The organism is Lysinibacillus antri (assembly GCF_003977595.1).
Classification (GTDB): domain Bacteria; phylum Bacillota; class Bacilli; order Bacillales_A; family Planococcaceae; genus Ureibacillus; species Ureibacillus antri.
Genome location: NZ_RYYR01000043.1, coordinates 1 through 24,660, shown reverse-complemented (window position 1 = coordinate 24,660; position 24,660 = coordinate 1). Strand labels below are relative to the sequence as shown.

Below are 24,660 nucleotides of genomic sequence, written 5' to 3'. Positions count from 1 at the left end.
TTTTCGTTTTACCTTTAGAAATCTCTTGAGTTTATTGTAAAAGAAAAAAGACTGTAGGCAAACTCGAAATTTATCGAGTTTGTCTACAGTCTGAAAGCTTATAAACTAACGTTTATAAGCTTTTTTCTTTGTTTTATAACAGGTGAAATAATATGAAATTTGTTATATACCACAAAGACCAAAATGTCCAATATCACCACAATATTGTGAATAATTCAATTTCTATTATGATGTAGTTATTCGCTATAAATCTTGTCGGGAGAGGATTTTCATGAAACGAATTTATGGAATTATTGCATTTTTATTTATTTCCATAATATCAGTCGTCACCCTTTCCTCCTGTCATTCAGAACAATTCCCGGTGGACTACGAACAATTAGGTAGTGATGAACGAATTGTTATTCGTTTTTCACATGTTGTTGGTGAAGATACACCAAAAGGAATGGCGGCAAGAAAATTTGCGGAGCTTATAAAAGAACGTAGTAATGGCTATGTAGAAGTACAAGTATTTTCAAACGGTATGCTTTATAAAGATGGCGAGGAAATGAATGCGCTTACTCGTGGAGATATTCAGATGATTGCACCAGCTATTTCCAAACTAACAAGCATCGTTCCTGAAGTATCTGTCTTTGATTTACCCTATGCGTTTTATACGTTAGACGAAGTTCATGAATATGCAAAAAGTAATGTAGGGAAAAAGCTTACAGACAAGTTGAAAAATCATAACTTAATGGCTGTTGGATTATGGGATAGCGGGTTTAAACAAATTAGTAATAGTATTCGCCCAATTCATCATTACTCCGATCTAAAAGGATTAAGAATGCGTATTATGCCGAGTGACATTTTAGCGAAGCAATATACAACATTAGAAGCCCATTCAAAACGAACAGAGTTTAATACCGTATTTAACCAGCTACAACAAGGAAATGTAGATGGTCAAGAAAATACTCTTACAAACATTACGAGCAAAAACTTTTATTCTTTGCAGGACTACTTAACAATTAGTAACCATGGATATCTTGGCTATTTTCTATTATTCAATTTAGAGTTTTGGAACGGTCTACCCGAAGATGTTCAACACCTTTTAACAGATACGTTAAAGGATGTCGAACAGTGGGAATGGCAGCTTACAAAAAAAATGAATGACGAAAAATTGTTAGAAATCGAAAAGTGTGATTGTATCCAACTACACTATTTAACTAGTGAGGATCAAGTAGTCTGGGAGGAAAAATTACAACCTGTTTATAAGTTTTACAAGGAACATTATAATGATCAATTTATTAATGCTCTACCGAAATTCCAAAAGAATTAACAAATTTACTTTGGTTATAAAGAGTTTTTCATCTCTTTTAACAATATATAACTAAATCTAAGGGGGAAACAAAATGAAAAAGTGGCTTTTGCTAACGGTTATTAGTGCACTTGTACTAGTACTAGCAGCTTGTGGCGGCAAAGAAGAAGGTAGCGATGCGAAATCAGCTGACGAGTATACTGCTGACAAACCATTAATTATCAAGTTCTCACACGTTACAGCAATCGATAGTGTAAAAGGTAAAGCAGCAGATAAATTTGCTGAATTAGTAAAAGAAAAAACTGAAGGTAAAGTAAAAGTTGAGGTTTACCCATCTTCTCAATTATACGGAGATAATGACGAGCTTGATGCATTAGTTTCTGGGAACGTACATATGATCGCTCCTTCTGTAACAAAAATGGTGAAAATCGACCCACGCTGGCAATATGTTGACATGCCTTTCTTATTCGAAAACGATGAGCATGTACAAGCATTCTTTAACTCAGATGTTGCAAAAGATTTAATGAACTCTGATCAATTATCAGCAAACGATATTAAAGGTCTTGCTTTCTGGCCAAACGGATTCAAACATTTCTCAAACAATAAAAACCCATTAGTAACTGTTGAAGATTTCAAAGGTTTAAAATTCCGTGCTCAAGCTGGACAAGTTTTAGAAGCACAATTTAAAACTTTAGGTGCAGGTTCTGCAACAATCGCATTCGGTGAAACGTATGCGGCATTACAACAAGGTACTGTTGACGGTGCTGAAAACCCATATAACAACTTTGACACAATGAAATTCTATGAAGTACAAAAATACTTATCAACATCTGCACACGGTCGTCTTGACTATGGAATCTTCGTTAATAAAACATTCTGGGATTCAATTCCAGCTGACTTATTAACTCAAGTTGAAGAAGCTCTTACTGAAGCAACTACATTTGCTCAAGAATTAGCAGCTGATGAAAATGCGAAATCTTTAGAAAACGTAAAAGCTTCTGGTGTAGTAGAAGTTTATGAAATGTCACAAGAAGAACGTGACGCTTTAAAAGAAGCATTACAACCTGTATACGAAGAATTCAGCGAAACAATTACTCCTGAATTAATCGAAGGTATTGAAGCTTTAAAATAGTTTTATCTACGAGTGCCGAACTTTTCGGCACTCCACTTTTTTAAATAAAAAGGAGTGAAATAAAAAATGCTACAGAAAATTTGGTCGTACTTTGAAGAAATTGCTGCGGGAATCGTTTTTGCAGTCGGTATCTTTTTAATTTTCTATGGAGTAGTTATGCGCTACATTTTTAATGACCCACAAGCATGGGTTGAGGAAATTGCACGTTACTCAATCATTTGGGGTACGTTCTTAGGATTTGGAATGGCTTTAAAACATAATCAACATATTCAAGTTGATATTTTATTCGACAAACTTAATAAACCAATGCAATTTATTCTAAATATTGTAGCGACAACTTTGAGTATTGCATTCTGTTTGATTTATACATATTACGGTTTCGTACTTGTAGAAAATCGTTACTCTTCTGGAATGGTATCACTTGATGTAGGGATTCCTATGTGGGTTATTTACCTAATACTACCAATTTCAGGCGTACTATTCTTACTTCGTTTCATCGAGAGATTAGTAAACATTCTGCGTAGAAAGGATGAAGAGTATGCTAACCCTCTTAATTAGTTTCTTCGTTTTAGTATTTTTACGTGTACCCGTTGCGATTAGTTTAGCATTGTCTACAATTTTCGTATTATTTATGTCAGATTTCAATATGAACATGATGCCACAACGTATGTTCACAGCCCTTGACTCCTTCCCTATGATGGCGATTCCAGGATTCGTTTTAGCTGGGGTAATCATGGCGCGTGGTGGTATTTCAAAATATTTAATTGAAGCATTGCGTTCATGGGTAGGTCACTTACCAGGCGGTTTATCCGTAGTAACAATTTTAGCTTGTGCGATTTTCGCCGCAATTTCCGGTTCTTCTCCTGCTACAGCTGCTGCAATCGGTTCAATTATGATCCCAGCAATGCTAGCTGCAGGTTATGACAAAAAATACTCATTAGGTCTTGTAGCTGCTGGGGGTACGTTAGGGATTTTAATTCCTCCAAGTGTTCCATTAATTATCTATGGTATTACATCTGAAGAGTCTATTGGGAAATTATTCTTAGCAGGTGTTATTCCTGGACTAGGATTAACAGCTGTATTAATCATCGCAGCAATTTTCTATGCTAAGAAAAACGGCTTCAGAGGCGATGCTAAAGCTTCTTGGGGTGAACGTGGTCGTCGTTCTTTAAAAGCAATTTGGGGCGCATTTTTACCAGTATTAATTTTAGGTTCGATTTATTCTGGTGCTGTTACGCCAACAGAATCAGCTGTAATTGCTGTTGTTTATGGTTTAATCGTATCTGCATTTGTTTATCGCGAATTAAAATGGCGCGATCTTCGTCCAATCTTTGTTGAATCAATCAATGTTACTGCGATGATCTTCTTAATTATCGGTGCTGCATCATTATTTGGTTTATATTTAACAAATGAACAAGTTCCACAAGAAGTTGGGGCATGGATTTCTGAAAGCGGTATGAATAAATGGACATTTATGATTATCGTAAACATTTTATTCTTTATTTTAGGAATGTTCTTAGAAGCTGTATCAATCATTTTAATCGTACTACCAATTTTACTACCAATCTTAGCTCACTTTGATATTAACCTTTATCACTTTGCTATTATTATGGTAATCAACTTAGAGCTTGGTATGATTACTCCACCAGTTGGACTAAACTTATTCGTAGTAAGTGGTATTGCCAAAGAAAAACTTGGCGTTGTAGTTAAAGGGGTAATTCCATTCATTATTTTAATGATTTTATTCTTAGCCGCAGTTGTAATATTCCCACAAATGTCGCTATGGTTACCTTTTGGAAGCGGTGAATGACAATCTGAAGAAGGTGTTCTAAATGTACACAAAGGGGTATGAATTAAAAGATAAACAGTTTTGGATTGTTGTGATGAGTTTAGGCCTTGCATCGATGTTTACCTTTGCAGCCTTTTACTCATTTCAACCTCTCCTCCCTGTCTTAACGAAAAGCTATGACATCTCTGTTTCCTATTCAAGTATGTCAATGTCTATAACAACAGTTTCACTCATAATCGGACTAATTGTTTTAGGTTTTTTGTCAGATCGAAATGGACGAGTTTTATTTATAAAACTGTCCATTTTTCTTTCTATTCTGCCATTTATCATCATTCCGTTTATGGATTCCTATTTTATCATTGTCGTATTACGTTTTATACAAGGGTTTACGCTAGCAGGAGTACCAGCAGCGGCACTTGCCTATATTGGCGAGGAGATTGATGCGAAGTCAAGCTCCCTTGCAACTGCCCTTTATATCTCAACGAACGCACTCGGTGGAATGATTGGGCGAATTGTTGCTGGGTTTGTAGCAGAGCGTTACAATTGGCAATTGTCGTTAAGCTTGATCGTCATCTTCGGAATCATTGTGCTAATCATCGTGCTGATTACTCTACCTAAATCTAAAAATTTTATATCTAGAAATAGAAGCTTCAAAGAAGACTTAATCGGCTTTAGCTACCATTTAAGAAATCCCGCGCTTCTTTTAATGTTTGGCCTTGGAATTGTGTTACAAGTAACGTTTACAGGGACATGGACATATTTACCGTTCCATTTATCTTCCCCACCATTTTCGCTATCCCTTGAAACCATTTCATACATTTACTTTGCCTATGCATTTGGCATACTCGGTGCCCCCATTGCGAGTTGGCTATCCAATCGCTTCACATTAGAAAAAATACGCGTAGTGGCCATCCTAATATTAATTATCGGGGTTGCTTGCACCTTGCACGCTTCCTTACTGGTTGTATTAATTGGGTTATGTATTCTTTGCTTTGGCTTTTTTACAGCCCATTCACTAACAGCAGCTTCCGTCAGTAGAACGGCTACACACTTAAAAGGAAGTGCCTCTAGTTTATATTTAGTTGCTTACTATATTGGAGTCGCATCGGGTAGTACACTAATTGGACCTTTATGGGATTTATGGAAGTGGCAAGGCATTATTTACTTCACACTTGCATTACCAATCATTTATTTAGTGTTCTTACAATTTTCATTGAAGCTTATTCAAAACAAACACGCGAACTTAGCATATAGAAATACTAGTGAATGAAGTCCGCTCACAAATTAATACTTTATTAGAATATTAATGAACAATTTAGAATTTCACATGAAAAGGAGAGGTACCGTCGTGATACCTCTCCTTTTCTTTATTGATTTGTATTTTGTGCATTTTGTTGTCTTTCACGTAAAATGCTTTCCTCAAGCGCTTTCGTTTTCATTTCTTGCTTTTTCGAAATTCGCTTAAACGCCATTAAGGCAACACCACAAAGCGCAACGACAAAGATTAATTCAATAATCGCCGGGATATATGTTGTTTTATCATCAGGGAAAGATAAAAAACTAAATAATAGTAACTGATCCATTATATGGTCACTTCTTTCAAGAATTATTCGATTACAGTAATCGACTCTATTTTAACATCTTCAAGTGGTTTATCGCGCATATCTTTTTCAACGTTCGCAATTTTGTCAACAATGTCCATACCTTCAACAACATGTCCAAATACAGTATGTTTGAAGTCTAACCAAGGAGTACCGCCCGTTTTAGCATACTCTTCTACGATTTCTTTTGGATAACCTGCTTGCTCCATTTGTGCAATCATATTATTTGGTGTATGTTGCATTTGTACGATGAAAAATTGTGAACCATTTGTGTTTGGACCGGCATTCGCCATTGAAAGCGCACCACGTAGGTTAAATAGTTTTTCATTGAATTCATCTTCAAATGAATTTCCCCAAATTGACTCTCCACCCATACCTGTACCAGTTGGGTCTCCACCTTGAATCATGAAGTCTGTAATTACTCGGTGGAAGATGATTCCGTTATAGTAACCTGATTTTGCATGACCTAAGAAGTTTTCTACTGTTTTTGGTGCATGTTCTGGGAATAGCTTTATTTTAACTGCACCTAACGTTGTATTCATTTCTACTAGTACTTCACCAGGATTTAATTCTTTTGTTAATTGTGGAAACATAATGTGAGTCGCTCCTTTAATTAAAATCATTGTTTTTTTAAGGTTTTTCCTTAGAACAAAATCTCTTTTTATTCCTCGTTACAGTGTACCATAATAAGTTTTATTTTTCTGCTAATAACCTGCTCATACTTTTTACCGAAAAAGTATTTTGACGATGTATTAAAAGAATATGTCTAGCTCTACTAGGGTTGTCCAGAAAGCATCACACTTTCTGAACAACTATACTTCTAATGATATAATATGGCTAAAAATCTTTGCTCCTTCGGTAGTAACAATAAATTGTCACAATCCTCATCGCAAAGGGTGCATCCCAAAATGATATTTTCGGATGCACCCTTTATTACTTATGACCCTCTCTCCTTTTTTGAATATATGGTATTCTTCATGTAAGGTCTATTTTGGAGGAATATTGAATGAAACAAGTAGTAGGATTTCTCTTCATTATTTGTTCGTTTCCATTTTTATTTTTTATCAGTCGTGAAATTTGGAATGAGATTGCCGTTGCAAAAACTTATGAAGAACAAATACACAATGAAATACAACTTCCTGAAATGAAAAGTCAGTTACCTGTAACGATGGTTGATCGAAACGGACAAATTTTTAGTGAAGAGTACGTGGAATGGAGACAACCACTCCCTTTAAAAGAAATCCCTGAAGTCGTCAAGCAGCTTTTCTTACTAAGCGAAGATCAACAATACTTTGAACATATAGGATTTAACTTAAGTGCTATTACTCGAGCCGTTGTGGTTAACTCCTCCGAACAATCGATCGAACAAGGTGGAAGCACCATCACCCAACAACTTGTACGCATGCGCTATCTATCAGAGGAAAAAACGTATGAGCGGAAATTAACAGAATTGTTTTATGCCTATGAACTAGAGCAAATGTATGATAAAAATACAATTTTAGAAATGTATTTGAATGAAATTTATTTTAGCAATCAAGTATACGGGATTGGTGCAGCGGCTACTTATTATTTTCAAAAACCTTTAGCCCAACTAACGATACCGCAAATGGCCTTTATTGCAGCTATACCAAATAATCCATCTCTGTACGATCCTTTAATACATTTCGATAATACAAAAGCAAGACAAGAAAGATTAATTGATTTATTAGCAGAGAAAGATGTCATTACAACCGAAGAAGCACAATCCTTTAAGCAAGAAGCAATTGCCTTAAATTTAAAATCGAAAATTCAACAGTACCCGACTTACAGTACATATGTCATGCATGAATTAAAACTTTTAATTGCACAAAATGATGGATTTAATGAGCAATTACAAAAAGTCCAAACGAAAGAAGAAGAACAACTCATACAAGAGCAAATCAATCAGAAATTCAACCAGCTTTTACAATCCGGAATTATGATTGAAACCGCATTACATCCTGAAAAACAAACAAATGACGAACAACAAATCAATGCAATATTAGGATCTGGTTCTCTCCAAGCGAGTGCTGTAGTGATTGATAATACAACCAGGGAAATCGTCAGTCTGTATGGTGGAAAGGATTATAAAAAATTGGACTTTCATCGTGCCTATCAAGGTACCCGTCAACCTGGATCGGCATTTAAACCGCTAATTGTTTATGCACCACTTTTTGAAACAACAAATTATACACCTAACTCCATTGTTAGTGGTGGTCGCTTTTGCATCGGGAACTTTTGTCCACAAAATTATGGTGGTGGCGTTTACGGAAATGTTTCTATCTCAACGGCATTTCGACATAGTTATAACACCTCTGCCCTTCGACTGTTCCAACAAATCGGTCTTGAGACAGGTTTTGGATATATAAACCGCTTTAATTTCAAATCGATTGTGGAACAAGATAAAACGTATGCAGCAGGGTTAGGTGGTTTAACGTATGGTGTCACAACATTAGAAATGGCAGATGCTTATACAAGTTTTATTGATGGTACGTATAATCAGGTTCACAGTATTCGCCATGTAAAAGATAAAGATGGAAATATTCTTTACACTTGGCCTACTGAAAGGGAAAGAATATGGAGTGAGCAAACAGTTCGTTCTATGCGTTCTGTCCTACGAGATGTGGTGACGAGCGGAACGGGTAGAGGTTTACGAAGCAACTCATCCTATCTTGGGGCGAAAACAGGGACAACAAATGACTATAAAGATTTTTGGCTCGCTGGATTAACGAATGAGTACACGACAGCCATTTGGATTGGTTACGATACACCCAAATCAATGCAAGCTTTAGAAAATGACCAAATCCATTTTTCGATTTTTAATACGATTATGAATTAAAAAAATGAGGAGCGATTATCAACATCGCCTCCTCATTTTAATTTGCAAAAGGTAAACTCGCTAAAATGCCGTTATATAGCTTTAACACGACAAAAAGGATCAGTGTAACAAAGATGGCCCAAAATAGGACTTCAAAAAAGATTAGCCCGATTGTTCCTTGCATCGAAAGAAATTGACTCATTTTATAGACGTTATAAACAAAATATACTAATACCGTTAATAATAATACAATCACTAGAATCATAATGGATTGAATACCAAAAGCTGATGCAAGTGAGCCAAAGAAGAAAATGACATAACCACCGCGAGCAGCACTAATCGTTTCCCCCACATTATCTTTCGAAAAAAAGAGCATCCCCACTTCATGGATGGTTTCCCCAATTAATTTCAATGCAGAAAATAGCATAAAAAAACAAAGTGAAAATACAATGAGTAACAAAATTCTTAATTCTAAATCTGATAGAAATTCGCGCATTCCAGCATAGACACCAATTGATGTTAACACTTCTAATGAAACACCAACTGTATAGATTCCAAACGTCAAACTGAACAATAAAATCGTGAATAATGGTAAATAACCGTACAAATATGGATTTTTCATGACAATTTCCTTCAAAATTTATTTTTTCTACATATATATATCGACGAATAATTGCTAACAATTAAGAACAGATAAACCGTGTAGGCAAGTGAATTCACCTAGTATACATGATATAATATTGAATGTTCGAGAAATTTATTATTTTTTCTTTTAATTTTAGAAAGGGGGATTATTTTGTTTCTAGTTTTATGTATGTTTATTCCGTTAATCGCTGCGCTATTTATGCCGTTCTTCTTTAAGAAGATTCGCTCCATACATACAGGTTGGTTCGTTTTAATCGCACCACTATTTTTGGTAATTTTTTACGCTTCGTATGTTCCTATAATTTCCAAAGGGGAAACGATTATAGCGCAGTTCGATTGGATTCCTTCACTTGGTATTTCCTTTGTGTCGTATCTTGATGGATTAAGTTTATTGTTTTCTTTACTTATTTCAGGAATCGGTGCACTAGTTGTCTTATATTCGATTTATTATTTAGATCGTACGAAGGAACAGCTTCATAACTTTTACATCTATTTGTTAATGTTTATGTCCGCTATGCTTGGTGTTGTCCAATCCGATAATATGATTACACTTTATTTATTTTGGGAGTTAACATCGATTTCCTCCTTCTTATTAATCGGTTATTGGTACAACCGTGACAAATCACGCTTTGGCGCACTTAAATCCACGCTGATTACAGTCGGCGGTGGAATGATGATGCTTGGGGGATTTGTTCTTCTATCCATTATGGGAGAAACATTCTCCATTCGTGAATTAATTGAAATTGCACCTGAATTAGCGACACATGATACGTTCATCTTCGCACTTATTTTAATTTTACTCGGTGCCTTTACGAAATCTGCACAGTTCCCATTTTATATTTGGTTACCAGATGCAATGGAAGCACCTACACCTGTTAGTGCCTACCTCCACTCAGCAACAATGGTAAAAGCTGGTATTTATTTAGTAGCACGCTTTACTCCCATCTTTGCACTGTCTGAAGTATGGATTTGGCTTGTTGCCGGAATTGGTTTACTCACATTATTCTGGGGTTCATTCTTTGCAGTTAAACAAACCGATTTAAAAGGGATTCTAGCATTCTCAACGGTTAGTCAGCTAGGATTAATCATGTCTTTATTAGGTGTTGGCGCAATCGCCTACCATGTAGACGGTGCCCAAGATACGATTTTTAAATATGCAGCATTCGCAGCCATTTTCCATTTAATTAATCATGCAACCTTTAAAGGTAGTTTATTCATGATTGCAGGTATTGTAGACCATGAAACAGGTACACGTGATATACGGAAACTTGGCGGACTTATGAGCATTATGCCTGTAAGTTTTACAGTCGCTTTAATTGGAAGTTTTTCAATGGCCGGTTTACCTCCATTCAACGGTTTTTTAAGTAAAGAAATGTTCCTAACGGCTATGTTATCTGTGAAAGAGTTTGATTTTTACAATTTCTCTACATGGGGAATTCTTTTCCCTGTCATTGCTTGGATTGCAAGTGTATTTACCTTCATCTATAGCTTTTACTTTGTCTTTAAAACATTTACAGGAAAATACAAACCCGAAGAATTACCAACTAAACCACACGAAGCTCCGATTGGTATGTTAATTTCTCCAGTTATTTTAGCATCTTTAGTTGTCACAATATTCTTTATTCCAAATGTCATTGCGGATACATTTATTAAACCTGCTGTGGTGGCCATTCAGCCGTTCCTTTATACAAACCCTGATCAGGTAGATATTCACATTTCGGCTTGGCACGGTTTCCAACCAGAATTATGGATGACAATCGGAATTATTGTAATTGGGTTCCTGCTATTCCTAGTACTATCCAAATGGCAAAAGATGTATGAAGCATCTCCTCCTAAGCTAACGCTAAATAATTTATATGACTTTATCGTATATGAATTTAGTGATAAATGGATGAGAAATTTCTCGGGTCTTTACATGACAGGATCTATACGTGGTTATTTAGCTTATATGTTTAGTGGCATTGCGTTCATCGTAATCGGCACTTTATTTATTAAAGATGGCTTTAAAGTTACCTTTGTTGGTGCTTCACCAATCCGAATTTCACAATTGTTATTAATTCTTGTATTAGTGATTGGTACGATTACTACTGTATTTGCAAAATCTCGTATGACATCCATTATCGCATTAGGTGCAGTTGGTTATACGGTATCGCTATTCTTCGTTATGTTTAACGCACCTGACTTAGCTTTAACACAGTTAGTAATTGAAACGATTTCGGTAGCTTTATTCTTGTTAGCTTTTTATCATTTACCAAAGTTCCAAAAGGTTGAAGAACGTACTCGCTTCCGTTTTGGGAGAGCTTTTGTATCGATTGCCGTAGGGGTCATGGTTACTTTAGTAGCCTTATCAGCCCATTCACAAAAATATATCGAGTCCATCGCGAAATATTACAAAGAAACGGTTTATTCCCTTGCTGGTGGCGGAAATATTGTAAACGTAATTTTAGTAGACTATCGTGGATTTGATACTTTATTTGAAATTACAGTACTTGCTATTGCGGGGATGGCGATCTATGCAATGATTAAATTACGACTGAGCAAAAAAGGAGGGAAATTATGAAAACAAATGATGTCATATTACAATTTACAGCGAAATTAGTGTTTTTCATAATTTTCTTCTACGCTGTTCACATTTTCTTTGCAGGACACTATACACCTGGTGGAGGATTTGTCGGGGGTTTAGTTACTGCCAGTGCAATCGTTTTACTGGTCATCGCATTTGATATTAAAACAGTACAATCGATCATACCCATTAACTATCTTTCTTTAGTTGCAGTAGGGTTAATTATTGCGGGGGGAACGGCAGCATTCTCCATGTTTATGAATGAACCATTCTTCACCCACTATTTCGATTATTTTTACTTACCCTTGATCGGTAAAACATCGCTTCATACGGCTGCTTTATTCGACTTAGGGGTCTATTTGGTTGTTGTTGGTGTTACGATGACCATTATTCAAACGATTGGGGAGGATGAATAATGGAAATAATTATGGCTTTTGTCTGCGGCTTTCTCTTTATGGCTGCAATCTATTTAATTTTATCACGTAGTTTACTGCGTATTATTATTGGGACAGGATTATTAAGTCATGGTGCTCACTTACTTATCCTGACAATGGGGAGTTTTAAAGGCAGTGCACCACCAGTTTTATCAGACGGTGTAACAGACTATGTCGATCCAATACCCCAAGCGCTAATTCTAACAGCAATTGTAATTAGCTTTGGTGTAACCGCATTCTTTTTAGTACTAGCATACCGCGCTTACCAAGAATTACAAACTGATGATATGACTTTAATGAAAGGAAGTGAGGATCATGAATAACTTCCTTTTACTCCCAATAATCATTCCATTTTTCTTCGGTATGATTTTAATGTTCGGTCAAAAAAAATTAGCCTATCAGCGTATTACAACATTACTAGGGTTATTAATGGCGATAATTGGCGCATTGGGATTAGTCTATAAAGTACATGCAGATGGTCCACAGACAGTGACATTTGGTAGTTGGCCAGCACCATTCGGTATTACAATGGTGTCCGATATGGTTTCAGCATTGCTTGTCACGACAACTTTAATTCTAGCATTCTTTATCGTATGGTATGGATTTGAGTCTATCGGGAAAGAGCGAGAACGCTTCTTCTACTATCCTGGTGTCATGTTTATCATTACAGGAGTAAATGGGGCTTTTACAACAGGAGATATTTTTAATCTTTTCGTATTCTTTGAAGTATTATTAATGGCTTCTTATTTACTCATCGTCCTTGGCGGTGAAAAAGCGCAACTTCGGGAATCGATTAAATATATTTTAGTAAACGTCATCTCTTCTGCGTTTTTTGTTATTACAGTAGCCTTCCTCTATTCAGTTGTTGGGACATTAAGTATGGCGGACATTGCTTTAAAGATTACTGAAATTAACCAACCCGGAATCATTACTGTCATTGCTGTGTTATTTTTAATGGTATTTGGGATGAAAGCAGCGATCTTCCCACTGTATTTCTGGCTACCTAGTGCATATTCAGCACCGCCAATTCCAGTATTAGCATTGTTTGGTGCACTACTGACAAAAGTCGGCGTTTATGCCATTATGCGTACATATACGCTCTTCTTCACACATGACTTAGCATTTACCCATGAATTATTGTTGATCTTATCAGTCATTACAATTATCGCTGGGTGTATCGGTGCATTAGCACACTTTGATGTGAAGCAAATTATTATTTATAATATCGTCATCGCAGTTGGGGTCATTTTATTCGGTGTTGCACAAATGAATGAAGTGGCATTACAAGGCGCTATGTTTTATTTAGTTCATGACATGATCATTAAAGCGGCCCTCTTTATGTTAATCGGAATTGTGATTTATATATCAGGGACAACAAATTTACGCAAAATGGGCGGTTTAATGAAAACGTACCCAGCTCTAGGATGGTTTTACTTAATTGCAGCACTAGGGTTAGCAGGCGTGCCCCCATTAAGTGGTTTCGTCGGAAAGTTACTCATCGTACAAGGTGGTTTCCAAGCAGACAATATATGGTCTAGTATTTTCATATTAGCTTCAAGTCTAGTTGTGTTACTTTCTGTTATGCGTATATTTATTTATGCATTTTGGGGCGAACAAGGGCAAATTTCTAACGATGTAAATAAAACAACTTACAATCGTCTATTTTTCCCAACAATGATACTCGTATTTATTTCGATCTTGTACGGGGTTGGAACAGAGTGGATCACAACATTAATGGGCGATGCAGCAAAAATACTTGTTGATCCATCCATTTACACAGATGCAGTAATGAAAGGAGGAGAATAAATGTCCTTTCAAATATTACTAAACGTATTTCTAGCCTTTTTATGGATGTTTTTATCCTCAAATTATTCGGTATCCCGATTTATTATCGGGTACTTACTAGGATTATTATGTATTTTAGCAATGCGACGATTCTTTAAATCTCGACTTTATACAGATCGTGTTTGGGCAGTAATTAAGCTTACCGTATTATTCATAAAAGAATTAATACTCGCAAACGTTTCAGTTCTAAAACTTGTATTAAATCCAAAATTAGAACTGCAACCGGCATTTTTCAAGTATGAAACGACGCTTACACAAGATTGGGAAATTACCCTTCTTTCAAGTTTAATTACACTAACACCTGGTACGGTCGTTGTGCATGTATCAGATGATTCAAAAGCGCTCTTTATTCATGTAATTGACAGTGATGATATCGATGAGACAATCGATTCAATTAAAAATTCCTTTGAAAAAGCGATACTGGAGGTGAGCCAAACATGACCTATTTTTTATGGGCAGCAGTTTTAATAATCGTTTTGTCAATGATTGCCCTTCTTTATCGTCTTGTTAAGGGCCCAAACCCATCTGACCGTGTAGTGGCACTTGATGCGATTGGTGTCGCACTGATTTCTTTAGTTGGTCTTTTATCCATCGTAGTGGAGACTAGCTTCTTTTTAGAAATTATTTTATTACTGGCGATTTTATCATTTATCGGAACAATTGCCTTCTCTAAATTTATAGAGAAAGGAGATATTATTACTCGTGACAATTCTCGCTAACATATTAATTGTATTCTTTATTTTAGCCGGCTTACTCTTTATTGTTGTCTCAGCAATTGGTCTATATCGATTACCAGACTTGTATACGAGGGCACATGCCGCTTCAAAAAGTTCTACTTTAGGGGTTATGTGTATTTTGATTGGTGTATTCTTTCACTTTTGGTTAAAAGAAAATCACTTTAATCCAGGAATACTATTAGGGATACTTTTCCTATTTATCACTGGACCTGTTGGGGGGCATATTATGTCTCGTGCCTCTTATTTGGCTGGCGTAAAACCTTGGCCTGGCACAGTTCGAGATGATTTAAAAATAGAAGTTGAAAAAATGAAAAAAGAACAAGGGATTAAATAAATTCCTTGCAAATGAAGGAAAGCGCGAAAAATTTCGCGCTTTTCTTTTTTCTTTTAATAGTAACGACCGTGTCTTCCTCTACGTGGATAATGAGGATAGTTATATCTAGGATAATGATAGTATGGATAAGGCTGATAATAGTACGGATAACGATAATTATTTGGGTAAATAACGTTCCCTAGAAGACCACCTAAAAATCCTCCGATAAATGGATAACCAAAATCACCGAAACCACTGTATCCACCATAATAATTAACCATATTGTACCTCCTTTTCTTTTGTAACATATGTTTCAAAAGAAAGGAGTGTTGAGCTATTCGCCTATTTTTAAAAGGATGAATTGCTCTCTTCCCCTAATCGTTCAATAAAAGTAGCTAACGTTCGAACCATTACACCCGTACCGCCTTTTGGACCTAAGTCATGAGGGGATGCGGCATCTGAAGTACCTGCAATATCTAAATGAATCCAAGGTAAATCACCGACAAATTCACCAACAAAACCACCTGCAAAAATCATATGACCATCACTACCTGGTGAATTATTTAAGTCCGCAATATCGGATTTGCGAATACGTTTTTTATCCTTTTCAGTAAGAGGCATACCCCAAACGAATTCTCCTGTTTCAATACTAGCCTCAATAAAGGCATCAAAAAATGCTTCATTATTTGTTAACGAGCCGGTCTTATCAAAACCAAGCGCCGTAATCACACCACCTGTTAATGTGGCTACGTCAATTAAGTAATTAGCGCCCTGTTGTCTAGCATAAGATACCGCATCTGCAAGTACGAGTCGCCCTTCCGCATCTGTATTTAAGACTTCCACTGTTTTTCCACTATACGTTGTAATGACATCATCTGGTTTAAATGCCTCACCAGAAATCATATTATCCGTTGCCCCAATAACCGCCACAACGTTTTTGTTTGGTCGAACTTCTCCAATGATTTTCATCGCACCAAGGACTGCAGCAGCTCCACCCATATCGCCCTTCATACCAACCATACCTGTTTTTGTTTTAATGGAGTATCCCCCGGTATCGTAAGTGACACCTTTTCCAACTAAGCCCATTACCTCTTCCCAATTGTCCGTTGCTTGGTATTTTAACGTAATGAGACGCGGCTCCTCTTTAGATCCTTTATTAACGCTTAAAATCCCGCCCATGCCTAGCTCTTCTAATTCGGCTTTGTTTAAAATTTCTACTTCAAAGTCATATTGTTTAGCTAACTCTTCTGCGTAGTTAGCAAGGTCTGTAGCCGTCAGTAAATTTGGTGGTAAATTGACTAAATTTCGCGCTTCATTGACTGCATCTGCATAAATTTTACCTACTTTATAACTCGCAACAATTTCATCAATATCAGCTTCTGTTACAAAATGAACGGCATCTAAATAAGTATCGATTTCATTGGATGTCGTTTTGTAATGTGGAATTTGATAAAACCCTTGCCCTGCACCTTCTGCAAAAAGAAAGGCTACATCATTTTCATCAATTGGACTCGCTGTAAAGGACTCCAACCAAATCGTAAATTCATTGGCTTTTATATTTCGTAGTTGCTTCCCTACTAAGCCAAATGTTTCACGTAAGACATTTTCTGTTAATGTTTTTGTATCGCCAAGACCTACAAATAAAACACGTTTCAATTGTTTGTTAGAGCCTACATACGGTAGTTTCGTCATTTTTTTTCGATCTGTATCGATATCACCAGAACGAATCCATTCTTCAAGAGATTCACCAAAAAAGGAAACAAGCTTGTTCCATCCTTTAATATGGTCGCAGTTTTTTTGAACTCCCACAATGAGAAGTTCCGTATTAATTTGCTCAAATGACTTTGCTTCTTTTACAATTTTCATGCGATTCCCTCCAATATCATTATTATAGTCCAATTTACGAATTTTTCGAATTAAGATCGCTGATTAATTGAATTTGAATGAATTGGATATGCTATACTTGGTGCAATAATAGCGAAAGGTAGGGATTGTTTATTTTGGAATTATTTTATAATGCCCCACTCATTTTATCTTTGTTTTCCATTTTATTTGCACAATTTATCAAAGTACCGATTTACTTTCTAGTGTCCAAAAAAATAGACTGGTCGTTATTAACTTCGACTGGTGGCATGCCAAGTTCCCACTCTGCTGCAGTCACAAGTCTAGCAACAGCAGTCGGTTTTGAAACAGGACTCGATTCCCCTACCTTTGCCGTAGCTGCTATGTTCGCGAGTATTGTGATGTATGACGCAAGCGGAGTTCGTTATCAAGCCGGACAGCACGCCGTCATCATTAATCGGATGCGTAATGAACTTACTTTATTCTTCCGTGAAGTTAAACATTGGCCTGAAAAAGATGAAAAAGAAAAGCTTGAGGAGTTAAAAACATTACTGGGGCATAAACCAAGTGAAGTCTTCTCGGGTGCCTTTACCGGAATTTTAATAGCAGTGGTGTTTTATACGTTAATTTTATAATTTACAAAAATAAAAACAGTACAATGATGTGACTCGTTGTACTGTTTCGCTTTTTTAAAACATTCGATATCCAGCTTTTCTTAAATAAATCATGACAATTCCTGCAACAATCGCACCTGCAAAGCCACCTGAAAGAATTGCAATATCAACTACCTGTAGCGCTTGCAGTTTGTCCAACAATGCAGGCCATGCTGTGCCCGCTTTAAAAATATAATCTAAGAAACTTACTTCATCTACAATGAATATTACAACTACCGGATAAACGATCGCCATTAACCAAGTCATACGAAGAAGCATATTTAATAAAAAGCCTATGCCAAAAAACATGACAAAGAAAAGTACGACTGAGATAATTAATTGCACTATCGAAACTGAGCCACTCATATTATGTATAACCTCCGTTTTCCTCTCACTAGTTTACATGATATATTTAGAGGTTTCAAATGAGGAATACAAAATGGGGCGCTGTTTTAAACAAGGAATTTCCGATTTTGACAAAATTGACATACGACATAATGTGAATGAAGTGTACGCGCTTTAGGAACGCTACTATTTTTCACTTATTACCTGTTAAGTCCTATGTCAAATCCGCAAACTTTACTTCCGCCCTTATTTATTAAAAAATAGCTTATACGTTGAATATTCGAAAATTTCTCCTGGATTAATTCCTTCCACTTTATATAGCTGATGATGCATGAGTTCATGACTTGCCATTTCGCGTAACATTACCGAGGATTTCGGACTATTTGCAAGATATTCAACGGATAACCATTTTGCTTCAAAAAGTTCTTCTTCTTGGATTTGAATCGATTGTGATGGGTGCAATTGCTTACAACAAAAGATGGCCATGTTGTCACTAATTTCGTTCCGGATCACACCTGAGCGAAAACCGATTAATCCAGTTACTTCACAATCAATCCCAGTCTCTTCTTTTATTTCGCGAACAACAGCTTCATCCGCGGTCTCTCCAAACTGAACAAACCCTGCTGGCAAAGACCAAACCCCTTTTAACCCACTATATTTCTTTTTAACAACGAGCCATTTTCCTTCTGAATTTGTGACAACTCCCGCCACTCCAAGCCATACTTTTCCACGATCTTTCGTCATCCTATCACCCTTTGTAAAAAACTATATTATCTATTATATCGTTTCAGGTGCCTTGTTAGGAAATCGAAGTGCGAGTATTTTGCGTGAAAGTGCGAGTATTTTGGTAAAAACCGCGAGTATTTCCCTTAAAACCGCGAGTATTTCACTCAAATTCGGGTCGATGAACAAAAAAAAGGAATTTACTCATTAGAAACTCTAACAAGTAAATCCCTTAAAAATCTTTATTCACAAACTTCCGGTGTACCTTCAATCTTAGCCGTTCTAAAAGACGTTCCACACCCACATGAAGCAATGGCGTTCGGATTATCGATGGTAAAGCCTCCACCCATTAAAGATTGCTTATAATCAATTTTCGTACCCATTAAGATTGGTGCATCCTCACGGGAAACAAGAATTTTTAATCCGTGTTGTTCATCTACAAAATCATCGTCACTTTGCGATTTGTCAAAATTCATACCGTAAGACAGCCCACTACAACCTCCACCATGCACAGCAACACGTAAAAAAGCACCTTCTTCTTCATTGTGTTGTTGCATTTCTTTCACACGAAACGCTGCAGCCTCCGTTAAATCAATCACATGTTTTTCACTTGTCATCCCATTCACCTTCCTTCTGTTATAATGATAGCAAGGAGAAAACTAAAAATAAAGTTTTTGGCTTTCAATTTTCCTAATTGCTCCGAGTTAAATTTCTTTTAAAAATAGGTAAATATAATTACTATTCCCACCATAGACTTGCTATAATTGTTTTACAAATTTTTTTTGAGAGGTTCGATTTTATGGAAATATCCCCCTTATATGAGAAAAAAGTTGAATGTCTTTGCTGTAAAAAGACATTTGCTACACCAAAAGTACGGACAAAATCAGTGAAAGTAGAACATACCGATACAGATTTTTGTCCTACTTACGCGGATTCGACGGTTAATGCATTATACTACAATGTATTCGTCTGTGAGTACTGTGGGTTTTCGTTTACAGAAGACTTTGTTAAATATTTTGCCCCTGGTGTGCGTGAAACCATTCAGGAACAAATTTCAAGTAGATGGGTCCCTAGAAGCTATAATAGAGAGCGTACGGTTTTCCAGGCACTTGAGGCATATAAATTAGCTTATTTTTGTGGCATATTAAAAAAGGAGAAATCTGTTTCACTCGCAGGATTGGCCCTTCGTATCGGATGGATCTACCGCACCTTAAAAAATGAAGATCAAGAAATGCGTTTTATTAAAATCGCACGTGATCTTTATATGACTTCTTACTCAACAGAAGACTATGCTGGTACGCAAATGTCTGATACGCGTATCATGTACATGATTGCCGAACTCTCTAGAAGAATACTAGACTTAGATAATGCCACACGCTTTTTCTCAAAAGTCATCGAAAATCAACGCGTCGGTGGAGAGGCAAAGCTAGTTGACATGGCAAAAGAGCAATGGCAACTTGTGCGGGAATTACGAGAAAAAGAAAGAGCAAATTAAAAAAGCCAACGTTTACAGTGAAGAGTAAACGTTAGCTTTTTTACATTAAAATACTTGCTCTACTTCAATAATACCTGGTACTTCTTCAAGTAAGGCACGCTCAATACCAGCTTTTAGTGTAATTGTAGAACTTGGGCAGCTTCCACATGCACCTAATAAACGTAAACGTACTATGCCATCCTCCACGTCTACTAGCTCACAGTCGCCACCATCGCGTAGTAAAAATGGACGTAATTTATCTAAAACTTCTTGTACTTGTTCTTTTTGTTCTAATTCAGTCATTTCTCTCGACTCCTTTCATTAAAATTATTATAATGTGAAAAAGTGAAAAAATCCATTATTCCGTTATGAAAGGTTGTTATTCTATGAATGAAAATAATACCATAATAGAAATATTCGGTGCAGATGTAATTTGTGCTAGTTGTGTAAATGCACCTTCTTCAAAAGATACATACGAATGGTTAGACGCCGCGATTCAACGAAAGTATCCAAACCAACCATTTGAAATCCGTTACGTAGATATTGAACAGCCATTGGATAATGAAAGAGATCAAGAGTGGGCAGAGCGCATTCATAATGATGAATTTTTTTATCCACTTGTGTTAATTAATAATGAAGTCATTGGTGAAGGGTATATCCAAATCCAACCAATATTCTCTTGTCTTGAAAAGTTAGGTTTTAAGCCTGTCGAATAATTAGTGAAAGCAGCATCCAACTCGCGATGCTGCTTTCTATATTATGTGTCAAAATTCTACGATTATTACTTCATTATGAATCATTTTGTCGTTTGTACATCCAAAGTAAGCCTGATTTCATAAGTCGTGCAATACGTCCTGTTACTGTCGTATCAGCAAGGTAAACAAATCCTTGTTTTTTACCTAACGATCCCATGAAGCCTTTTAATTTAATAGCAGGTAATTTTTCAGGTAGTGGCTCGTTATTCCAGCGAAGTTTTAATACTTTTACAACGCGTTCAGCTTGTTCTTCTGCAAGTTGTGCACTGGCAGGTAAATCAGAAGAAGCACAATCTCCAACTACAAATACATTTTCATCATCAACTAAATGATAGTGCTCTGTAATAATTGGACGTCCTTTTTTGTCTTTTTCAGCATCCATATCACGAACGATTTTTACTGGTTGAACACCTGCCGTCCAAACAATAGCATCCACATCAATCACGTCTTCATGATTGTAAAGGTGCATAGGTTCCACTTTTGTAATATTTGAATTCGCAATTACTTCTACATCATGTTTCACAAACCATTCTTTTACATAATTACTTAGTTTTTCAGGGAAGTCACGTAAAATACGGTCAGAGCGATCAAACAATTTAATTTTTAAATCTTTACGACTTTCACGTAATTCACTCGCAAGTTCAATACCACTTAACCCTGCGCCAACAATACCAACTACAGATCCAGGTGGTAATCCACATAACTTCTCAAACGTTGTACGTGATTTTGCAATAGTTTGGATACTAAAGCTATTTTCTTCGGCTCCGGGTACACCATGATAGTTATCCTCACAACCTAATCCAATAACTAAATCATCATATGGTACCACTTGACCGTCTTCTAATAGTACCGTTTTTTCTTTTCGGTCAATTTTTTCAATTTCACCGTAAACAGCTTGTAATCTTGGGTGTTCTGGGAAATTCACTCGTATCTCTTTATCTGTTGAAGTTCCAGCTGCTAACGCATAAAATTCCGTTTTTAAACTATGGAATGGTGTTCGATCCACTAATGTAATCATCGTATCTTCTGGAAAGTTACTCGGTAATAGACGTAGTAATACGCGCATATTTCCGTAACCGCCACCTAGTAATACTAGTTTCTTCATAATATATAATACTCCCCTATATTTTAGACAATTTTGATTATTCTCAAAATCGTTCACAATTTATTCATAAATAGTATAGCTTATTGTGAGAAGTTTCACAATATCTTAATCTCACTTTTTGTGAATTTTTTCACAAGAACATCATACGTTGACGAATGGCGCAAAACAGAGTAGCATGACATTGAGTGAGGTGACACTAGCGCATGAATCCATTAGTAGAATTTTGCATTAGCAATCTAGCAGCAGGCGCTCAACAGACATATGAAGCATTAGAGAGAGATCCAAACATTGATGTACTAGAATACGGTTGCTTAAGCTATTGCACCAAGTGTGATCGATCTTTATATGCCCTTGTAAACGGTGATGTCGTTGAAGCAGATACGCCTGAAGAATTAACGAATAAAATTTATCAATATATAGAGGAAAATCCATTGTTTTAATGGATTTCCCTATTGATTTAAGAGCCATTCTGTTTTTTGAAATGGTTCTTTTTGATTTCTAATATTAAAGTAAATTTGGCTAATATTCTTCGCACTTTCGCTAATAATACCTTAAGTTTGGCTAATATCTCCGCGAAAGATACAAAAACAAAAAAATCCGCGCACATGATTAAACGTGTGCACGGATACAATTAATTGAATTCATCTAGATTTTCGACACAATAAGTTGGTTTTCTATCCTTTTTCAATACTTCCTCAGTACTTGTTACACCTGTATTGACGTGAATGGTGTCACAGCCGAACTGAATGCCACAAAGGATATCGGTATCATAATTGTCCCCAATCATCACCATCTCCTCTTTTGAAAAGCCATACTCATCTTGAATGACTTGTAACATAACGGGAGAAGGTTTACCAACAAATACTGGTTCAACAGAAGCGACATTAGCAACTAGTCTTACAAATGAGCCATTCCCTGGTACAAACCCATGCTCTGTTGGGAATTTAATATCTTCATTCGTTCCGACAAGCCTTGCCCCATTTTGAACAGCAATGGACGCTTTCGCCAATTTCATATAATCGATGGTTCTATCAATGCCCATTACGACTACATCTGGTGTCTCATCCTCTACATCGACAAGTTCGATGCCTTCTTCTAGCAATGCCACACGTAAACCTTCCGAACCAACAAATTGGATTTTCCCCTTGCGAAAATGCTGGGACACATATTTCGCTGTCGTTAAAGCACTCGAATAGATGCGATGTGGTGAAACTTCTAAGCCAATCTGATTGAGTGCTTCTTGTAATTGCTCACGAGTTTTCGATGAATTATTCGTAATTAAATAATAATCGATCCCCTCTTTTTGCAATTGGTGAATAAACCGAATGGCAGAATCAATGGCTTCTTTTCCACGATAAACGGTACCATCTAAATCAAAACAATACGCTTTGTACCGCTTCATTATTCATTCTCCGGTAAAAATGCCGAAACTGGGCCAAGTTCATTTACTAAATAGTTTGAAACAAGGCTCGGGAATTGTTTCATCGCTGGTAAACTATTCGTTAACACCTTTACCAACTCTTCATTATCGACTTGTACAAATTCTCGAACTAACATTTTACGTAATGCGACAACTTCTTTTAATGGTTGTTCCATCTCGTGTGTAATGACTTTTTCATCAATGAGAATATCGATAATGTCATCGTAGCTACCAGGGTCACGCATAATGAAGCCATCGATAATTAAGTTGCCTACATCCATCATGGATTCCATAGCGTTATGGCCAATACGTTGCAATGCTAACGTTGTGATATCATCCTTTAACCAATTGCTTTCGTTTTCGAACGTTGTTAAGATGTGTTCTAAATGGTTAAGTGTAATTGTTATTTTATTGCGGTCTACAAAATACATGGATAAGATCCTCCAGTCAAATCTTAAATAGTTGATAGTCGTTTCTTTTCTATAGTAACATATCTGTAGAACGAAGAAGGAGTACAAAACAAAATGGAACGTTTTTTCTTATATGATGATGTAGAAGACACAAAAACGAGGTTCGTCAGCTTTACAGGCAAAACATTGCGCTATGATTTAGCTATTATGCAATCTACTCGTTTTTTTGGTAAAGTGCTAGTTTTAGATATGCAATTTGGTCGATTTGCCATCATCGGACCAGATGACCTGGATGAACCGGGTTACTTAGAACACGTATTTAACAAAACCGAACAAGAAGCAGAAGATTTACGAGAGTATTTGACGGAATTGTTGGGGTAATTGATTTCAAATTTTTTTATAACAAATACAGTAGTAGTTCCATGTTAAAAAACGCGGCCTACCACTGTAAGCCGCGTATAAAATCAAGAATCTTTTGTATGCGCTACTACATGTGAGCGGACCTTACACAAAAGCACTAAGACAAGACGTAGAGACAACTACAAGTTGGCTCTGCGGCTTGTGTGCTAAGTCCGCTCACAAAGTTCTACTTTTTTAGAATACTTATTAGCAACTCATACGAGAAGCATAAAAAACACCGCCCATGTAAAAATGAACTGCACCCCAATTGTTAGACAAAATCTAATAATTGGAGGTGCAGTTTTTCTATGTCTAAATTTACTTTAGAAGAAAAGTTAGATGCCATTA

At 36.4% G+C, this 24,660-nt stretch carries 30 protein-coding genes; 18 read left to right on the top strand and 12 right to left on the bottom strand.

Annotated features, from left to right (window positions below; translation table 11 throughout):
• Positions 1 to 271: 271 nt before the first annotated feature.
• From EK386_RS18930 to EK386_RS18910, 5 genes are all read left to right on the top strand, one after another.
• On the top strand, positions 272 to 1,312 hold the full coding sequence (locus EK386_RS18930) for a DctP family TRAP transporter solute-binding subunit (RefSeq protein WP_126660745.1): 1,041 nt from the start codon (positions 272 to 274) through the stop codon (positions 1,310 to 1,312).
• Between the two features lie 73 nt (positions 1,313 to 1,385).
• A complete protein-coding gene (locus tag EK386_RS18925; RefSeq protein WP_126660744.1) occupies positions 1,386 to 2,423 on the top strand; it encodes a DctP family TRAP transporter solute-binding subunit in 1,038 nt (345 codons plus the stop codon).
• Positions 2,424 to 2,489: 66 nt separating this feature from the next.
• The gene (locus EK386_RS18920; protein WP_126660743.1) at positions 2,490 to 2,981 is read left to right on the top strand and encodes a TRAP transporter small permease; all 492 of its coding nucleotides are present in this window, start codon (positions 2,490 to 2,492) and stop codon (positions 2,979 to 2,981) included.
• Entirely contained in the window at positions 2,962 to 4,233 is a 1,272-nt protein-coding gene (locus EK386_RS18915) for a TRAP transporter large permease (protein ID WP_126660742.1), read from the top strand. The genes EK386_RS18920 and EK386_RS18915 overlap by 20 nt, the downstream gene beginning before the upstream one ends.
• Positions 4,234 to 4,255: 22 nt before the next feature.
• Positions 4,256 to 5,482 carry an MFS transporter gene (locus tag EK386_RS18910; protein WP_126660741.1) on the top strand — a complete coding sequence of 409 codons (1,227 nt, stop codon included), beginning with the start codon at positions 4,256 to 4,258 and terminating at the stop codon, positions 5,480 to 5,482.
• A 97-nt stretch (positions 5,483 to 5,579) separates the two neighbouring features.
• Here the strand turns inward: EK386_RS18910 and EK386_RS18905 are convergent, their stop codons facing one another.
• Both EK386_RS18905 and EK386_RS18900 read right to left on the bottom strand, forming a co-directional pair.
• Positions 5,580 to 5,795 carry a hypothetical protein gene (locus tag EK386_RS18905; protein ID WP_126660740.1) on the bottom strand — a complete coding sequence of 72 codons (216 nt, stop codon included), beginning with the start codon at positions 5,793 to 5,795 and terminating at the stop codon, positions 5,580 to 5,582.
• A 23-nt stretch (positions 5,796 to 5,818) separates the two neighbouring features.
• On the bottom strand, positions 5,819 to 6,406 hold the full coding sequence (locus EK386_RS18900) for a peptidylprolyl isomerase (protein WP_126660739.1): 588 nt from the start codon (positions 6,404 to 6,406) through the stop codon (positions 5,819 to 5,821).
• 413 nt (positions 6,407 to 6,819) lie between these two features.
• On the opposite strand from EK386_RS18900, the gene EK386_RS18895 reads away from it, so the two are divergent.
• Positions 6,820 to 8,670, top strand: coding sequence for a transglycosylase domain-containing protein (locus tag EK386_RS18895; protein WP_126660738.1), 1,851 nt, complete (start codon positions 6,820 to 6,822; stop codon positions 8,668 to 8,670).
• A gap of 37 nt (positions 8,671 to 8,707) precedes the next feature.
• Here the strand turns inward: EK386_RS18895 and EK386_RS18890 are convergent, their stop codons facing one another.
• The gene (locus tag EK386_RS18890) at positions 8,708 to 9,271 is read right to left on the bottom strand and encodes a DUF5366 family protein (RefSeq protein WP_126660737.1); all 564 of its coding nucleotides are present in this window, start codon (positions 9,269 to 9,271) and stop codon (positions 8,708 to 8,710) included.
• A gap of 192 nt (positions 9,272 to 9,463) precedes the next feature.
• On the opposite strand from EK386_RS18890, the gene EK386_RS18885 reads away from it, so the two are divergent.
• From EK386_RS18885 to mnhG, 7 genes are read left to right on the top strand one after another with little or no spacing between them, the layout of a single operon-like run.
• A complete protein-coding gene (locus tag EK386_RS18885) occupies positions 9,464 to 11,854 on the top strand; it encodes a Na+/H+ antiporter subunit A (RefSeq protein ID WP_439331245.1) in 2,391 nt (796 codons plus the stop codon).
• Entirely contained in the window at positions 11,851 to 12,273 is a 423-nt protein-coding gene (locus EK386_RS18880; protein ID WP_126660735.1) for a Na(+)/H(+) antiporter subunit B, read from the top strand. The genes EK386_RS18885 and EK386_RS18880 overlap by 4 nt, the downstream gene beginning before the upstream one ends.
• Entirely contained in the window at positions 12,273 to 12,614 is a 342-nt protein-coding gene (locus EK386_RS18875) for a Na(+)/H(+) antiporter subunit C (protein ID WP_126660734.1), read from the top strand. The genes EK386_RS18880 and EK386_RS18875 overlap by 1 nt, the downstream gene beginning before the upstream one ends.
• A complete protein-coding gene (locus tag EK386_RS18870) occupies positions 12,607 to 14,097 on the top strand; it encodes a Na+/H+ antiporter subunit D (protein WP_126660733.1) in 1,491 nt (496 codons plus the stop codon). The genes EK386_RS18875 and EK386_RS18870 overlap by 8 nt, the downstream gene beginning before the upstream one ends.
• Complete coding sequence (locus tag EK386_RS18865; protein WP_126660732.1) at positions 14,098 to 14,577, top strand: Na+/H+ antiporter subunit E; 480 nt, start codon at positions 14,098 to 14,100, stop codon at positions 14,575 to 14,577.
• Positions 14,574 to 14,855, top strand: coding sequence for a Na(+)/H(+) antiporter subunit F1 (locus tag EK386_RS18860; RefSeq protein WP_126660731.1), 282 nt, complete (start codon positions 14,574 to 14,576; stop codon positions 14,853 to 14,855). The genes EK386_RS18865 and EK386_RS18860 overlap by 4 nt, the downstream gene beginning before the upstream one ends.
• On the top strand, positions 14,839 to 15,207 hold the full coding sequence (gene mnhG / locus EK386_RS18855) for a monovalent cation/H(+) antiporter subunit G (RefSeq protein WP_126660730.1): 369 nt from the start codon (positions 14,839 to 14,841) through the stop codon (positions 15,205 to 15,207). Before EK386_RS18860 ends, mnhG begins: the two co-directional genes overlap by 17 nt.
• A gap of 53 nt (positions 15,208 to 15,260) precedes the next feature.
• Here the strand turns inward: mnhG and EK386_RS18850 are convergent, their stop codons facing one another.
• Both EK386_RS18850 and EK386_RS18845 read right to left on the bottom strand, forming a co-directional pair.
• Entirely contained in the window at positions 15,261 to 15,467 is a 207-nt protein-coding gene (locus tag EK386_RS18850; protein WP_126660729.1) for a hypothetical protein, read from the bottom strand.
• 67 nt (positions 15,468 to 15,534) lie between these two features.
• Positions 15,535 to 17,052, bottom strand: coding sequence for a leucyl aminopeptidase (locus EK386_RS18845; protein WP_126660728.1), 1,518 nt, complete (start codon positions 17,050 to 17,052; stop codon positions 15,535 to 15,537).
• Positions 17,053 to 17,186: 134 nt separating this feature from the next.
• Between EK386_RS18845 and EK386_RS18840 the strand changes: the two genes are divergently transcribed.
• Complete coding sequence (locus tag EK386_RS18840) at positions 17,187 to 17,663, top strand: divergent PAP2 family protein (RefSeq protein ID WP_126660727.1); 477 nt, start codon at positions 17,187 to 17,189, stop codon at positions 17,661 to 17,663.
• Positions 17,664 to 17,717: 54 nt separating this feature from the next.
• Here the strand turns inward: EK386_RS18840 and EK386_RS18835 are convergent, their stop codons facing one another.
• The 3 genes from EK386_RS18835 to EK386_RS18825 all read right to left on the bottom strand — a co-directional run bounded on the left by EK386_RS18835 (position 17,718) and on the right by EK386_RS18825 (position 19,366).
• Positions 17,718 to 18,047: a YuiB family protein gene (locus tag EK386_RS18835; protein ID WP_126660726.1), complete on the bottom strand. Its 330-nt coding sequence runs from the start codon at positions 18,045 to 18,047 to the stop codon at positions 17,718 to 17,720.
• 225 nt (positions 18,048 to 18,272) lie between these two features.
• Positions 18,273 to 18,770 (bottom strand): NUDIX hydrolase, encoded by a 498-nt coding sequence (locus EK386_RS18830; RefSeq protein ID WP_126660725.1) that lies wholly within the window; start codon positions 18,768 to 18,770, stop codon positions 18,273 to 18,275.
• A gap of 221 nt (positions 18,771 to 18,991) precedes the next feature.
• A complete protein-coding gene (locus tag EK386_RS18825) occupies positions 18,992 to 19,366 on the bottom strand; it encodes a HesB/IscA family protein (RefSeq protein WP_126660724.1) in 375 nt (124 codons plus the stop codon).
• A 182-nt stretch (positions 19,367 to 19,548) separates the two neighbouring features.
• On the opposite strand from EK386_RS18825, the gene EK386_RS18820 reads away from it, so the two are divergent.
• Positions 19,549 to 20,244, top strand: coding sequence for a DUF2225 domain-containing protein (locus tag EK386_RS18820; protein ID WP_126660723.1), 696 nt, complete (start codon positions 19,549 to 19,551; stop codon positions 20,242 to 20,244).
• 45 nt (positions 20,245 to 20,289) lie between these two features.
• Here EK386_RS18820 and EK386_RS18815 read toward each other — a convergent pair whose 3' ends face one another.
• Complete coding sequence (locus EK386_RS18815; protein ID WP_124765504.1) at positions 20,290 to 20,526, bottom strand: NifU family protein; 237 nt, start codon at positions 20,524 to 20,526, stop codon at positions 20,290 to 20,292.
• Between the two features lie 83 nt (positions 20,527 to 20,609).
• Between EK386_RS18815 and EK386_RS18810 the strand changes: the two genes are divergently transcribed.
• Complete coding sequence (locus EK386_RS18810; protein WP_126660722.1) at positions 20,610 to 20,939, top strand: YuzD family protein; 330 nt, start codon at positions 20,610 to 20,612, stop codon at positions 20,937 to 20,939.
• Between the two features lie 73 nt (positions 20,940 to 21,012).
• Here EK386_RS18810 and EK386_RS18805 read toward each other — a convergent pair whose 3' ends face one another.
• Positions 21,013 to 22,083, bottom strand: a complete 1,071-nt coding sequence (locus tag EK386_RS18805) for an NAD(P)/FAD-dependent oxidoreductase (RefSeq protein ID WP_126660721.1) — start codon at positions 22,081 to 22,083, stop codon at positions 21,013 to 21,015.
• A 203-nt stretch (positions 22,084 to 22,286) separates the two neighbouring features.
• Between EK386_RS18805 and EK386_RS18800 the strand changes: the two genes are divergently transcribed.
• Entirely contained in the window at positions 22,287 to 22,523 is a 237-nt protein-coding gene (locus EK386_RS18800) for a YuzB family protein (RefSeq protein ID WP_126660720.1), read from the top strand.
• Positions 22,524 to 22,714: 191 nt separating this feature from the next.
• Here the strand turns inward: EK386_RS18800 and EK386_RS18795 are convergent, their stop codons facing one another.
• Both EK386_RS18795 and EK386_RS18790 read right to left on the bottom strand, forming a co-directional pair.
• The gene (locus EK386_RS18795) at positions 22,715 to 23,485 is read right to left on the bottom strand and encodes a TIGR01457 family HAD-type hydrolase (protein ID WP_126660719.1); all 771 of its coding nucleotides are present in this window, start codon (positions 23,483 to 23,485) and stop codon (positions 22,715 to 22,717) included.
• On the bottom strand, positions 23,485 to 23,934 hold the full coding sequence (locus EK386_RS18790; RefSeq protein ID WP_126660718.1) for a DUF86 domain-containing protein: 450 nt from the start codon (positions 23,932 to 23,934) through the stop codon (positions 23,485 to 23,487). The genes EK386_RS18795 and EK386_RS18790 overlap by 1 nt, the downstream gene beginning before the upstream one ends.
• 93 nt (positions 23,935 to 24,027) lie before the next feature.
• On the opposite strand from EK386_RS18790, the gene EK386_RS18785 reads away from it, so the two are divergent.
• A complete protein-coding gene (locus EK386_RS18785) occupies positions 24,028 to 24,294 on the top strand; it encodes a DUF3055 domain-containing protein (protein WP_126660717.1) in 267 nt (88 codons plus the stop codon).
• Positions 24,295 to 24,660 lie beyond the last annotated feature (366 nt).

Coding starts and splice junctions, on each gene's coding strand:
- EK386_RS18930 (WP_126660745.1), top strand. CDS start 272: ATGAAACGAATTTATGGAATTATTGCATTTTTATTTATTTCCATAATA.
- EK386_RS18925 (WP_126660744.1), top strand. CDS start 1,386: ATGAAAAAGTGGCTTTTGCTAACGGTTATTAGTGCACTTGTACTAGTA.
- EK386_RS18920 (WP_126660743.1), top strand. CDS start 2,490: ATGCTACAGAAAATTTGGTCGTACTTTGAAGAAATTGCTGCGGGAATC.
- EK386_RS18915 (WP_126660742.1), top strand. CDS start 2,962: ATGCTAACCCTCTTAATTAGTTTCTTCGTTTTAGTATTTTTACGTGTA.
- EK386_RS18910 (WP_126660741.1), top strand. CDS start 4,256: ATGTACACAAAGGGGTATGAATTAAAAGATAAACAGTTTTGGATTGTT.
- EK386_RS18905 (WP_126660740.1), bottom strand. CDS start 5,795: ATGGATCAGTTACTATTATTTAGTTTTTTATCTTTCCCTGATGATAAA.
- EK386_RS18900 (WP_126660739.1), bottom strand. CDS start 6,406: ATGTTTCCACAATTAACAAAAGAATTAAATCCTGGTGAAGTACTAGTA.
- EK386_RS18895 (WP_126660738.1), top strand. CDS start 6,820: ATGAAACAAGTAGTAGGATTTCTCTTCATTATTTGTTCGTTTCCATTT.
- EK386_RS18890 (WP_126660737.1), bottom strand. CDS start 9,271: ATGAAAAATCCATATTTGTACGGTTATTTACCATTATTCACGATTTTA.
- EK386_RS18885 (WP_439331245.1), top strand. CDS start 9,464: ATGTTTATTCCGTTAATCGCTGCGCTATTTATGCCGTTCTTCTTTAAG.
- EK386_RS18880 (WP_126660735.1), top strand. CDS start 11,851: ATGAAAACAAATGATGTCATATTACAATTTACAGCGAAATTAGTGTTT.
- EK386_RS18875 (WP_126660734.1), top strand. CDS start 12,273: ATGGAAATAATTATGGCTTTTGTCTGCGGCTTTCTCTTTATGGCTGCA.
- EK386_RS18870 (WP_126660733.1), top strand. CDS start 12,607: ATGAATAACTTCCTTTTACTCCCAATAATCATTCCATTTTTCTTCGGT.
- EK386_RS18865 (WP_126660732.1), top strand. CDS start 14,098: ATGTCCTTTCAAATATTACTAAACGTATTTCTAGCCTTTTTATGGATG.
- EK386_RS18860 (WP_126660731.1), top strand. CDS start 14,574: ATGACCTATTTTTTATGGGCAGCAGTTTTAATAATCGTTTTGTCAATG.
- EK386_RS18850 (WP_126660729.1), bottom strand. CDS start 15,467: ATGGTTAATTATTATGGTGGATACAGTGGTTTCGGTGATTTTGGTTAT.
- EK386_RS18845 (WP_126660728.1), bottom strand. CDS start 17,052: ATGAAAATTGTAAAAGAAGCAAAGTCATTTGAGCAAATTAATACGGAA.
- EK386_RS18835 (WP_126660726.1), bottom strand. CDS start 18,047: ATGAGTGGCTCAGTTTCGATAGTGCAATTAATTATCTCAGTCGTACTT.
- EK386_RS18830 (WP_126660725.1), bottom strand. CDS start 18,770: ATGACGAAAGATCGTGGAAAAGTATGGCTTGGAGTGGCGGGAGTTGTC.
- EK386_RS18825 (WP_126660724.1), bottom strand. CDS start 19,366: ATGACAAGTGAAAAACATGTGATTGATTTAACGGAGGCTGCAGCGTTT.
- EK386_RS18820 (WP_126660723.1), top strand. CDS start 19,549: ATGGAAATATCCCCCTTATATGAGAAAAAAGTTGAATGTCTTTGCTGT.
- EK386_RS18815 (WP_124765504.1), bottom strand. CDS start 20,526: ATGACTGAATTAGAACAAAAAGAACAAGTACAAGAAGTTTTAGATAAA.
- EK386_RS18810 (WP_126660722.1), top strand. CDS start 20,610: ATGAATGAAAATAATACCATAATAGAAATATTCGGTGCAGATGTAATT.
- EK386_RS18805 (WP_126660721.1), bottom strand. CDS start 22,083: ATGAAGAAACTAGTATTACTAGGTGGCGGTTACGGAAATATGCGCGTA.
- EK386_RS18800 (WP_126660720.1), top strand. CDS start 22,287: ATGAATCCATTAGTAGAATTTTGCATTAGCAATCTAGCAGCAGGCGCT.
- EK386_RS18795 (WP_126660719.1), bottom strand. CDS start 23,485: ATGAAGCGGTACAAAGCGTATTGTTTTGATTTAGATGGTACCGTTTAT.
- EK386_RS18790 (WP_126660718.1), bottom strand. CDS start 23,934: ATGTATTTTGTAGACCGCAATAAAATAACAATTACACTTAACCATTTA.
- EK386_RS18785 (WP_126660717.1), top strand. CDS start 24,028: ATGGAACGTTTTTTCTTATATGATGATGTAGAAGACACAAAAACGAGG.